Annotated in this window: 7 protein-coding genes and 1 pseudogene; 4 read left to right on the plus strand and 4 right to left on the minus strand. The window is 71.6% G+C overall.

Annotated features, from left to right (window positions below; translation table 11 throughout):
* The first annotated feature begins 164 nt into the window (after window positions 1-164).
* The 4 genes from IE226_RS08105 to IE226_RS08120 all read left to right on the plus strand — a co-directional run bounded on the left by IE226_RS08105 (window position 165) and on the right by IE226_RS08120 (window position 7,053).
* On the plus strand, window positions 165-1,064 hold the full coding sequence (locus IE226_RS08105; protein ID WP_373306913.1) for a serine hydrolase: 900 nt from the start codon (window positions 165-167) through the stop codon (window positions 1,062-1,064).
* Window positions 1,065-1,221: 157 nt separating this feature from the next.
* Window positions 1,222-5,016, plus strand: a complete 3,795-nt coding sequence (locus IE226_RS08110) for an ABC transporter ATP-binding protein (protein WP_229870616.1) — start codon at window positions 1,222-1,224, stop codon at window positions 5,014-5,016.
* A gap of 96 nt (window positions 5,017-5,112) precedes the next feature.
* The gene (locus tag IE226_RS08115; RefSeq protein ID WP_190080347.1) at window positions 5,113-5,508 is read left to right on the plus strand and encodes a hypothetical protein; all 396 of its coding nucleotides are present in this window, start codon (window positions 5,113-5,115) and stop codon (window positions 5,506-5,508) included.
* Between the two features lie 126 nt (window positions 5,509-5,634).
* Complete coding sequence (locus tag IE226_RS08120) at window positions 5,635-7,053, plus strand: S28 family serine protease (RefSeq protein ID WP_190080348.1); 1,419 nt, start codon at window positions 5,635-5,637, stop codon at window positions 7,051-7,053.
* Between the two features lie 63 nt (window positions 7,054-7,116).
* Here IE226_RS08120 and IE226_RS08125 read toward each other — a convergent pair whose 3' ends face one another.
* From IE226_RS08125 to IE226_RS08140, 4 genes and pseudogenes are all read right to left on the minus strand, one after another.
* Entirely contained in the window at window positions 7,117-7,737 is a 621-nt protein-coding gene (locus IE226_RS08125; protein WP_373306905.1) for a hypothetical protein, read from the minus strand.
* 124 nt (window positions 7,738-7,861) lie between these two features.
* Window positions 7,862-9,690, minus strand: a pseudogene (locus IE226_RS08130) (glycoside hydrolase family 3 protein).
* Window positions 9,691-10,086: 396 nt separating this feature from the next.
* A complete protein-coding gene (locus IE226_RS08135; RefSeq protein WP_190080349.1) occupies window positions 10,087-10,995 on the minus strand; it encodes a LysR family transcriptional regulator in 909 nt (302 codons plus the stop codon).
* A 156-nt stretch (window positions 10,996-11,151) separates the two neighbouring features.
* A complete protein-coding gene (locus IE226_RS08140) occupies window positions 11,152-11,955 on the minus strand; it encodes a sugar phosphate isomerase/epimerase family protein (protein ID WP_190080350.1) in 804 nt (267 codons plus the stop codon).

Raw genomic sequence — 11,955 nt, forward strand, 5'->3', positions numbered from 1 at the left:
ATCAACGGACGATTTCGTGCAACCTCTACCGATGCCCGTGGGTCAAGCGGGGTGAGTGTGCCGGGGGGTGCGCTCGTACGGGCCCTCAAGCGGCTCGTACGGACCAACAGGGATGGGAAGACTCCGTGACACACCCGATATCCGGGATATCCAGGCGTGCCCGCATACTCTCGGCGGGCCTCGCCGCCGGAGTGCTCGTGCCGCTCGGCACCGCAGCTACCGCCACGCCCGCAGTCGCCGCGACGGCACCACAGGTGACCTGCACCTCCGCGCAGGCCGGCCTGGCGACCAAGCTCAAGAAGGACATCACGACCGCGCTGAAGAACCGCAAGGGCACCGTCGCGGTCGGTCTCCACGACCGCACCACGGGCACCACCTGCACCCTGCGCCCGACCACCTCGTTCGACTCGGCCAGCGTCGTCAAGGCGACCGTGCTCGCCACGCTCCTGTGGGACGCCCAGAAGACCGGCCGCGCGCTGTCGTCCCGCGAGAAGTCCCTGGCGACCGCCATGATCACCAAGTCCGACAACAACGCCACCAGCACGCTCTGGCGCCAGCTCGGCGCGGCCAAGGTGAAGGCCTTCCTCAGGGCCGCCAAGATGACGAAGACCGTGCCCGGGTCCGGCGGCTACTGGGGTCTGACCAGGATCAACGTCACCGACGAGCAGAAGCTGCTCGCCCTGTTCACCGGCAAGAACACCGTCCTGACCGACGCCTCCCGCGCCTACGTCCTCAAGCTGATGGGCAAGGTCGTCTCCTCGCAGCGCTGGGGCACCCCCGCGGGCGCGCCCTCCGGTGTCGCGATACACGTCAAGAACGGCTGGCTCCAGCGGTCCACGCACGGCTGGCGGGTGCACAGCATCGGCGCGTTCAAGGGCGGCGGCCACGACTACACGATCTCCGTGCTCACCCACGGCAACAGCTCCATGAACTACGGCGTCGCCACCATCCAGGGCGTGGCCAAGGCCGTACACAAGGACCTGGCGCCCCGGACCTCCGCGGCCGAGCGCTACGCCCCGACGACGGCGCCGCGAGAGGCGTTCGTGTCGGTCCCCGGCAGCTGACGGGGCCCGCAGGGGGGCCCGGATGTTCGGGTCCCCCCACCTCTGGGTGGTCCTAGGACCTGCGACCCGTCTTTGTTGCGGTGGGATGAAAATCTCGTCCCACCGCGTTGGGCCTCTCGGCAGGTCAGGTCGACGGGTCGACGGGATGAGGCAGCACGTGGTGGAGCAACGGGGCGGGGCCGAGCCGGAGAAATCCGGCGGGGCCGAGGGGCGGAAACCCGGTGGGGGCGAGCGGCAGAAATCCGGCTGGGGCAGACGGCTCACCGGGTACGCGTGGCGCTACCCCAAGGACGTCGTGCTCGCGCTCGGCGCCTCGCTCGGCGGCATGGCCGTCATGGCACTCGTCCCGCTCGTCACCAAGGTGATCATCGACGACGTCATCGGCGACAAGACGCGCTCCATGGGTCCCTGGGCGGGCGCCCTGATCGGCGCCGCCCTCCTCGTCTACGTCTTCACCTACATCCGCCGCTACTACGGCGGCCGCCTCGCCCTCGACGTCCAGCACGACCTGCGGACCGAGATGTACGGGACGATCACGCGGCTCGACGGGCGACGGCAGGACGAGCTGTCCACCGGACAGGTCGTCGGCCGCGCCACCAGCGACCTCCAGCTCATCCAGGGCCTGCTCTTCATGCTGCCGATGACCATCGGCAACATCCTCCTGTTCGTGATCTCCCTGGTGATCATGGCGTGGCTCTCCGTGCCGCTCACCCTCGTCGCCCTCGCCGTCGCCCCCGCCCTCTGGTTCATCGCCAAGCGCAGCCGCAGCCGCCTGCACCCCTCCACCTGGTACGCGCAGGCCCAGGCCGCCGCCGTCGCCGGAGTCGTGGACGGCTCCGTCTCCGGCGTACGCGTCGTGAAGGGGTTCGGCCAGGAGGAGCAGGAGACCGGGAAGCTCAGGGAGGTCGGGCGCAAGCTCTTCGCCGGGCGGATGCGCACCATCCGGCTGAACTCGAAGTACACCCCCGCCCTCCAGGCCGTGCCCGCGCTCGGACAGGTCGCGATGCTCGCGCTCGGCGGCTGGCTCGCGGTGCGCGGACAGATCACGCTCGGTACGTTCGTCGCCTTCTCCACCTATCTCGCCCAGCTCGTCGGGCCCGTGCGCATGCTCGCCATGGTCCTCACCGTCGGCCAGCAGGCCCGCGCGGGCGCCGAGCGCGTCCTGGAGCTCATCGACACCGAGCCGACGCTGAAGGACGGCACGAAGGAGCTGCCCGCCGACGCCCCGGCCACCGTCGAGTTCGACGACGTCTCCTTCGCCTACGAGGACAGCCGCCCCGTCCTCGACGGCCTCTCCTTCGAGATCAGGCCCGGCGAGACCCTCGCCGTCGTCGGCACCTCCGGCAGCGGCAAGTCCACCGTCTCGCTGCTGCTGCCCCGCTTCTACGACGTGACGCACGGCGCCGTCCTCGTCGGCGGGCACGACGTGCGCGAGCTGACCACCGACTCGCTGCGGGCCGCGATCGGCCTCGTGCCCGAGGACTCCTTCCTCTTCTCCGACACCATCCGCGCCAACATCGCGTACGGAAAGCCGGACGCCACCTCGGAGGAGATCGAGACCGCGGCCCGGGCGGCCCAGGCCCACGGCTTCATCTCCGAGCTGCCCGACGCTTACGACACCACGGTCGGCGAGCACGGACTCACCCTCTCCGGCGGTCAGCGCCAGCGCGTCGCCCTCGCCCGCGCCATCCTCACCGACCCCCGCCTCCTCGTCCTCGACGACGCGACCTCGGCGGTGGACGCGCGCGTGGAGCACGAGATCCACGAGGCCCTGCGCGGCGTCATGGCGGGCCGCACCACCCTCCTCATCGCCCACCGCCGCTCCACCCTGAACCTCGCCGACCGCATCGCCGTACTCGACGGCGGCAAGCTCGCCGCGATCGGCACGCACGAGGAGCTGACCGAGCGGTCGGCGCTCTACCGGCGCCTGCTGACCGACCCGGACGAGCTCGGCGGCGTCTCGCCGGGCCGCACGGTCCCGGTCGAGATGCCCGAGGACACCTCCGTACGCGAGGAGCTCGACGCCGAGTTCGACGCCGAGCGCGGCATCACTCCGCAGCTCTGGGTGGGCGACCGCGAGACCAAGGCCGCCAAAGATCCAGCCATGTCCGGGATGCCCGCGACGCCGGAACTCCTCGCGCAGGTCGACGCGCTGCCCCCGGCCACCGACACACCCGGCATCGACGAGGCGCGCGCGGTCACCCCGGAGGAGTCGTACGGCCTGCGCCGTCTGCTCGCCGGGTTCGGGAAGCCCCTGCTGCTCGCGCTGCTCCTGGTCGCCGTCGACGCGGGCATGGGCCTGCTGCTCCCCGTGCTGATCCGGCACGGCATCGACGAGGGCGTCTCGCAGCTCGCGCTCGGCGCCGTGTGGGCGGCATCAGGACTCGCGCTGCTCGCCGTGCTCGCCCAGTGGACGGCGCAGATCGGCGAGACGCGGATGACCGGACGGACGGGCGAGCGGGTGCTCTACTCACTCCGCCTGAAGATCTTCGCCCAGCTCCAGCGGCTCGGACTCGACTACTACGAGCGGGAGCTGACCGGGCGCATCATGACCCGGATGACCACGGACGTGGACGCCCTGTCCACCTTCCTCCAGACCGGCCTCGTCACCGCCTTCGTCTCCGTCGTCACCTTCTTCGGCATCATGGTCGCGCTCGTCGTGATCGACGTGGAGCTCGCGCTCGTCGTCTTCGCGACGCTGCCGCCGCTGATCATCGGCACGTTCTTCTTCCGCCGCTCCAGCGTCAAGGCGTACGAGCTGGCGCGTGAGCGGGTCTCGGTGGTCAACGCCGACCTCCAGGAGTCCGTCGCCGGGCTGCGCATCGTGCAGGCCTTTGGGCGCGAGCGCTCGGGCCGCGAGAAGTTCGCCAAGGGCAGCGCCGACTACCGCAGCGCCCGCATCCGCGGGCAGTGGCTGATCTCCGTCTACTTCCCGTTCGTGCAGCTGCTCTCGGCGGTCGCCGCGGCCGCGGTCCTGATGGTCGGCGCCGGGCGGGTCGAGGCGGGGACGCTGACGACCGGCGCCCTGGTCGCCTACCTCCTCTACATCGACCTGTTCTTCGCGCCCGTCCAGCAGCTCTCCCAGGTCTTCGACGGCTACCAGCAGGCCACCGTCTCGCTCGGCCGCATCCAGGAACTGCTGCGGGAGCCGACGTCGACCGAGACCGCGGACGAGCCGCTCGACGTCCTGTCCCTGCGCGGCGAGATCGCCTTCGAGGACGTCGACTTCGCGTACGGCTCCGCAGACGAACCGGAAGAGGCGCTGAGCGACGTGCGCCTGCGCATCCCCGCGGGCCAGACCGTCGCCTTCGTCGGCGAGACCGGCGCGGGCAAGTCGACCCTCGTCAAGCTCGTCGCCCGGTTCTACGACCCGACCGGCGGCCGGGTGACGGTGGACGGCACGGATCTGCGCTCCCTGGACCTCACCTCATACCGCCACCGCCTCGGTGTCGTGCCGCAGGAGGCGTACCTCTTCGCGGGTACGGTCCGCGACGCGATCGCCTACGGGCGGCCCGAGGCCACCGACGCGCAGGTGGAGGCCGCGGCCCGCGCGGTCGGCGCGCACGACATGATCGCCACCCTGGACGGCGGCTACCTCCACGAGGTCTCCGAGCGCGGCCGCAACCTCTCCGCGGGGCAGCGCCAGCTGATCGCCCTGGCCCGCGCGGAGCTCGTCGACCCGGACATCCTGCTCCTCGACGAGGCGACCGCGGCGCTCGACCTCGCCACGGAAGCACAGGTCAACCAGGCAACCGACCGCATCGCGGGCAAGCGCACGACGCTGGTGGTCGCCCACCGCCTCACCACCGCCGCCCGCGCGGACCGGGTGATCCTGATGGACCAGGGCCGGGTCGCGGAGGACGGCACGCACGAGGAGCTGCTCGCGCTCGACGGGCGGTACGCGACGCTGTGGCGGACGTTCGTCGGGGAGACCGAGCCGTCGGCCGCCTAGCCCGGTGAACGAATCGGGGCGGTTTCGCAACCGGGGGCCCTACGGTCGGCGTCCGTACATCAGTACGCTGATGCGGGAGTGTCGGGAGGGAAACCGGTGAGCAGTGGTCGAATACGGCGGAGCCTTGCGCTCGGCGCCGTCGTCCTTGCGGCTGCCGTCCTGCTCGGTGTCGCCGGCGCCGGTGCCGCGCAGGCACAGGCGCAGGCCGGACGCTGCGCCGGGCACAAGGTGCGCACCCTCTCCTTCAGCACGGGCAAGGTCCTCGTCTACAAGAAGCGCGGCTACGTCTGTGCCGTCACCGTCGCCAAGCGCCCCGGTGCCCGCAAGTCGATGTCGGTCAGCGTCCAGGCCCGCGGCAGCCGCCCGGCCAGGGACAAGGGGCGTTACACGCACCACGCGGGCCCGGTGACGGTGCACGCGGGACACCGGTGCGTGTGGGTCAAGGGGAAGGTGGGCGGCGGGAGCACCAGTTCGGGCTGGATCCTGTGCTGAGTCCGATGCCCCGTTTGTGACGTACTGCGTCGTACTGCGTTCTGGTGTGACGCAAGAGCCCCTAGTAGTGAGCGAGTTGCTCCGATAAGTTCCGGCGGACGCAATCGCGAACTTAGGGGAGAGTGCATGCGCAAGGCGCTCAGATGGCTGCTGTCGCTCGTGGTGCTGATAGGCATCGGCACCGCGGGCACAGTGAGTGCGGCAGGGGCGGCCACCGCCGCCGAGCCGCAGGCCACCGACATCAAGGACCGGCTCCTGGCGATACCGGGCATGAGCCTGATCGAGGAGAAGCCGTACACCGGCTACCGCTACTTCGTCCTCAGCTACACCCAGCCGATCGACCACCGGCACCCCTCCAAGGGCACCTTCAGGCAGCGCCTGACGGTCCTGCACAAGGACACCGCCCGCCCCACGGCCTTCTTCACCAGCGGCTACAACGTCTCGACGAATCCCAGCCGCAGCGAACCGACGCGGATCATCGACGGCAACCAGGTCTCCATGGAGTACCGCTTCTTCACGCCGTCCCGGCCCGAGCCCGCCGACTGGTCCAAGCTCGACATCTGGCAGGCCGCCAGCGACCAGCACCGCATCTTCAAGGCGCTCAAGCCGATCTACGACAAGAAGTGGGTGGCGACCGGCGGCTCGAAGGGCGGCATGACCGCCACGTACTACGAGCGCTTCTACCCGCGTGACATGGACGGCGTCGTCGCGTACGTCGCCCCGAACGACGTGGTGAACAAGGAGGACTCGCGCTACGACGAGTTCTTCGAGACCGTCGGCACCAAGGAGTGCCGCGCCAAGCTGGAGGCCGTGCAGCGCGAGGCGCTGGTGCGCCGCGAGCCGCTGGAGAAGAAGTACGCCGCGTTCGCCGAGGCGGGCGGCTACACCTTCAAGACGGTCGGCAACCTGGACAAGGCCTACGAGGCCGTCGTGCTCGACCTGGTGTGGGGCTTCTGGCAGTACCAGCCGGAGTCCGCGTGCGCGGACGTCCCGGACGCCAAGTCCGCCTCCGACCAGGTGATCTTCGACTACGTCGACCAGGTGGGCGGCTGGACCTCCTACACCGACCAGGGCCTGACCCCGTACACGCCGTACTACTACCAGGCCGGCACGCAGCTGGGCTCGCCCGACATCAAGCAGCCCTGGCTCGGCGACCTGAGCCGCTACGGCTACCAGCCGCCGCGCAACTTCGTGCCGCGTGAGATCCCGATGAAGTTCCAGTCGGGTGCCATGGCGGACGTGGACCGCTGGGTGCGGCACAACGCGACGCGCATGCTGTACGTCTACGGCGAGAACGACCCGTGGGGCGCCGAGCCGTTCCGTCCCGCCAGGGGCGCGAAGCACGACTCCCACGTCTTCACCGCGCCGGGCGCCAACCACGGCGCGAACGTCGCGGGCCTCGTCCCCGCCGAGAAGGCCAAGGCCACGGAGCGCATCCAGGCCTGGGCCGGGGTCTCCACCTCCGCGTCCCCGAAGCCGCTGGCTCCGTACGACGCGAAGCTCGACCGCAAGGACGAGCGGAAGGAACTGACCCTGCGCCCGTAGGGACGGTTCAGCGCGCCGGCCGGGCCGCGACTTCAGCCCGGCCGGCGTTCGCGGCGGACCCGCTCACATCCGCACCGCGCACCCCACCGGCTCTTTGCCGCCCAGCGACACGTACAGCTGCGTGGTGGCGGGACACAGGGCGCGCTCCGGGACAGCGGAAGTCACGCGGTACTCCGGGGCCTTGGTCCCCGACCCGTCGCAGGCGGTCTCCCGGACCTCTCCCTCCCCGGCGCCGTAGACGCAGTCGCCCACCACGGTCCGGGGCCCGCCCCCGCCCCCGGGGTCCCCGGGATGCGGCAACTCCAGATTCCGCATGCACGCGTACCCGCGAGGCACCTCACCGTCCCCGTTCTCGTCCCCCGTGGGCCGCCCCTCGCTGATGTGGAGCACGAAGTCCGTGCGGGCGGGGCAGGCGGGACCCTCCGTGACCTTGCCGTCGTAACGCGCGATGACCCGCGCCGCCGCCCGCTCGCTCGTGCACGACACCTCGGTGAAGGTCTCGCGCCCCCGCGAACCGCACTCGTCCACCGCGAGGAAAACGGCTCCGTACCCGGACGGCCCCGACGAGGACGGCTTCCCGTCAGGCGACCGCGATCCGGAGGACGAGGAATCCTGGCAGCCGGCCACGCCGGCGAACACCGCGAGGAGCGCCCCCGCACACCGCAAGCCCAGCATGGCAACCATGGCAGAACCCCCCGAACGTGCACCCAGCGTGACCCGCTGGGGCGGGCGCACGCCAGGTGCGTGGGGGGCTTTGGGCCAGATGGAGGTGGCGCGACGGCGGAGCGCCGGTGGAGCGGCGTAGGGATCAGTACGTCAGGCCGTACCCGACCGGGTACAGCACCTGCGCCGGATCGTCCGCCCGCTGCACCGGCACGGGCAGCTTCCCGTGCGGGTGGACACGCCCCGCGATCACCCGTACCGCGGCGCGCAGTTCGACGTCCGTCCAGCAGTAGGCGGCCAGGGACGCGCCCACGGCCGGGAGCCGCGCCACGTCGTACGGATTGCGGATCGCCAGGGTGACGACCGGGACCCCAGTGCCTACCAGCGCCTCGACCAGCGCGATCTGCGCGCTCCCGGCCGCCACGTTGTACGTGCCCACGAGCACCGCGTCCTTCCCCGCGGCAGCCGCCACCGCCTCGGCGATCTTCGCGGCGGAGGGGGCGGTGCCCGTCGGCAGGACCGTCGGCGTGAAGCCGAGGTCCGTCAGCTCCCGCCCGATGACGGTCGTCGGCGGGCCCGTCGTCCCCGACGGCGACGCGGGATCCGCGCCCACGACGAGCACGTCGCGCCGCGTACGCCGCGAGAGCGGCAGCAGCTCGCCCTCGTTGACCAGCAGGGTCGTCGTCTCGTCGGCGATCCGGTCGGCGGCGGTGAGATGCGCTCGTGTGCCGACGGACCGGTCGACGCCGCGCGAGGTGACGTACGGGTCGGAGAACAGGTCGAGCTTCGCCTTGAGGCGCAGGATGCGCAGGATCGATTCGTCAAGCCGTGCCTGCGTCAACTCCCCGTCGCGCACTGCCTGGAGCACCGCGTTCCAGGCGATCTCCGGCTTCGGCGGGTTCAGGAGCTGGTCGACGCCCGCCTTCAGGGCGAGCACGGGCACACGGTCGTCGCCGTACTTCGTGCGGACGCCCTGCATGCCGAGCGAGTCCGTCACCACGACGCCGTCGTAACCGAGTTCCTCGCGCAGGATGCCGGTGAGGATGGGTCGGGAGAGCGTGGCGGGGTCCTCGGCGGGGTCGAGCGCAGGGACCACGATGTGCGCGGTCATGATCGAGTCGATGCCCGCGGCCACCGCGGCCCGGAACGGCGGCGCGTCCAGGGTCTCCCACTGCTCGCGGGTGTGGTGGATGTACGGCAGCTTGGAGTGGCTGTCGTCCTTGGTGTCGCCGTGGCCGGGGAAGTGCTTGGACGTCGAGGCGATGTCCGTGCCCTGGTAGCCCTTGACCTGCGCGGCGACCAGCTCGGCGACCGCTTCGGGGTCCGAGCCGAAGGACCGTACGCCGATGACGGGGTTGGCGGGATTGACGTTCACGTCGGCCACCGGGGCGTAGTTCTGCCGGATGCCGAGCGCACGGAGTTCGGTGCCCGCGATGCGGGCCGCCTTGCGCGCGGTGGAGCGCGAGCCGGCGGCGCCCAGGGCCATCGCGCCGGGCAGGAGCGTGGCGGGGACGCCCACGCGGGCCACGGCGCCGTGCTCCTGGTCGGTGGAGATGAGCAGCGGGATGCGGGCGGTCGGCGAGTCCTCCGGGTCGAGGGCCGCGTGCTGGATGCCGTTCGAGAGGTCGGCGATCTGGTGCGGGGCGCGGGTGTTGTGGGCCCAGCCGAAGTAGATGATGCCGCCGAGGTGGTACTTGGCGACGGCCTCCGCGGCCGTACGGACGCCGAGTTCCTTGAGGTTGGAGTCGATGTCCGCCTGGTCGGGCTCGGTGGCGGAGTGGCCGTACACATGCATCACGAAGAGCTGGCCGACCTCTCTTCGAGGCTCATGCGGGAGATGAGCTCCCGCAGCTTCCGGTCGCGGCCGCGTTCGCCGCCGCCCGCCGCCCGGGCTGCGGAGGGCGCGGCGAGGGCCGTCGCCGCGACGGCCGTGGCGGTGAGCAGGGTGCGTCTGGAGGCGTTGCGGTGGGACATGTGCGCTCCTTCGGGGACGTCCTTCGCGGACGGATGCCGGACCGGAGCCGGACTGGGGAAACCGGCTGAAGGAAACTTTCCGAGAGTCACGGATATCCCGAAGATTTCTGCCGGTCAAGGGAGTCGGCAGCCACTGTGGAGGAGAGTCGGCAACCGCGGCGCGGCCGAGGGGCCGTCACCGGCGCTGGTGGAGGGGCGCACCGGTGACGGCATGCTGCCGGCCGCGGACGGCAGAGAGGGTGGTCAGCGTTCGCAGCCAGCAGCGATGCCGACACCGTCCCGCGGAGACTCACCCGACAGCACGTCGTTCTGACGGTGGTGTCCGCGCGTGGGTTCCCGGCAGGGGGCGATTTCCGGAAAGTGGTACGAAGGGGATTCCCGGGACTCAGGAGGCCGTCAACGGGGGGCCGCGTCGGGCCAGTGAGCCTGGAGCGTCCGTACGGTCTCGGCGATCGCGGGACGCCGCGAGGCTCCGTCGCGCCACAGTGCGTAGAGCCGCCGCACCGGCAGCGGATCGAGCCGCACGGTCACCGCGCCGTCCGGGAGGGGACCGCGGCCGAGCCGGGGGATCAGCGCGATGCCGAGCCCCGCCGCGACCAGCGCGACCAGGGTCGGGTTCTCCTCCGCGTGGTGCGCGATGTCCGGCTCGCAGCCCGCCTCGCGCAGGGTGCGCACCAGCCACTCGTGGCAGACGAGTCCCGGCGGCTGCGTGATCCACCGCTCGCCCCTCAGCTCCTCGCGGCGCACGGACGCGCGCCCCGCGAGCCGGTGTCCGACCGGCACGATCAGATCGCAGAGGTCGTCGCCGATGACGGCCTGCCCGATGCCGGGAGGCGTCGGCAGCGGCGCGATGTCCCAGTCGTGCACGACGGCCATGTCCACCGCGCCCTTGGCCACCAGGTCGATGGAGAGATGCGGGTCGACCTCCGACATCCGGGTGTCGAGCGCGGGATGCCGGCGGGCGAGGTCCGCGAGGACGCCGGGCAGCAGGCCGCGCGCCGCCGAGGGGAACGCGGCGATGGTCAGCCGCCCCGCGGGCAGCCCGCGCCGCTCTTCGAGCTCCGTCTCCGCGCGCTCCACGATCGCCATCAACTCCTGTGCGGTGGCGGCGAGGTGGCGCGCTTCCTCGGTGAGGGCGACGCCCCTGCCCCGCCGTTCCAGGAGGGTGGTGCGGGTCTCGCGCTCCAGCTTGGCTATCTGCTGGGAGACGGCGGAGGGGGTGTAGCCGAGAGCGGTGGCGGCGGCGCCGACGGTGCCGTGCACGGAGACGGCGTGCAGGGCGCGGAGCCGGGCGAGATCGAGCACGGAAGGGCCTCCTCAAGTACCGGCGGCATCCGCCGGCATTACTCGATCCGTAAGCGTTGCTTCATCCCATCATGCCGATCTCCGCGCTGGTCCTGCATGGTCGGGCCGGGTGACCCCCGCCGCGTGCGGCCCGCGGTCCGGGAGCCGCGGCCGGTGTCAGGCGTGACGGTTCAGGAGGCGGGACAGGAAGTCACTGCCCGCGCCCAGGAGTTCGGGCAGCGGAGCCGCGTTCTCGTACCACCGCTTCTCGTACTCCCAGCACAGCCAGCCGTCCCGGTGCTCGCCGCCGATCAGCGCGTCCACGCACTCGGTGAGCGGCAGCACGCCCTCGCCGAGCCCCAGCGGTGTCTTGTCGTCGGCCGACGCGATGTCCTTCACCTGGACGTAGCCGAGGTACGGGGCGAGCGCCGCGTGGCTCTCGGCCGGGGACTCGCCGCCGAGCCAGGTGTGCATCACGTCCCACAGGGCGCCCGCGTGCCGGTGCCCGACCGCGCCGAGCACGCGGGTCGCCGCGGCGCCCGTGCGGTGCGAGTCGTGGGTCTCCAGGAGGATGCGCACGCCGTGGTCCGCGGCGAACTCGGCCGCCGTGCCGAGCCGCCGGGCGGCCGTCGCGTCGGCCTCCTCCGCGCTCTGCTCGGTGCCGCCGCCGGGGAAGACGCGGATGAAGGGGGCGCCCAGGTCGCGGGCCAGGGTGAGCAGGGAACGTATGTCGTCGAGGACGGGCTCGTCGTCGCCGGGCGCCGCCACGCGCGCGTACCCGGAGATTCCGAGGATCTCGACGCCCGCCGCCTTGAACTGGGCGGCCACGTCGGCCCGTTCGGCCAGGTCGATACCCGGATGGACCGGTTCCTCGGGATGCGCGCGCAGTTCGACGCCGTGATAGCCGTGGGTGGTGGCCAGGTGCAGCACGTCGGCGACGGGGAGGCCGGGCACGCCGAGGGTGGAGAAGGCGAGTTTCAT

The organism is Streptomyces longisporoflavus (assembly GCF_014649775.1).
Taxonomy (GTDB): Bacteria; Actinomycetota; Actinomycetes; order Streptomycetales; family Streptomycetaceae; genus Streptomyces; species Streptomyces longisporoflavus.

Coding starts and splice junctions, on each gene's coding strand:
- IE226_RS08120 (WP_190080348.1), top strand. CDS start 5,635: ATGCGCAAGGCGCTCAGATGGCTGCTGTCGCTCGTGGTGCTGATAGGC.
- IE226_RS08125 (WP_373306905.1), bottom strand. CDS start 7,737: ATGGTTGCCATGCTGGGCTTGCGGTGTGCGGGGGCGCTCCTCGCGGTG.
- IE226_RS08140 (WP_190080350.1), bottom strand. CDS start 11,955: ATGAAACTCGCCTTCTCCACCCTCGGCGTGCCCGGCCTCCCCGTCGCC.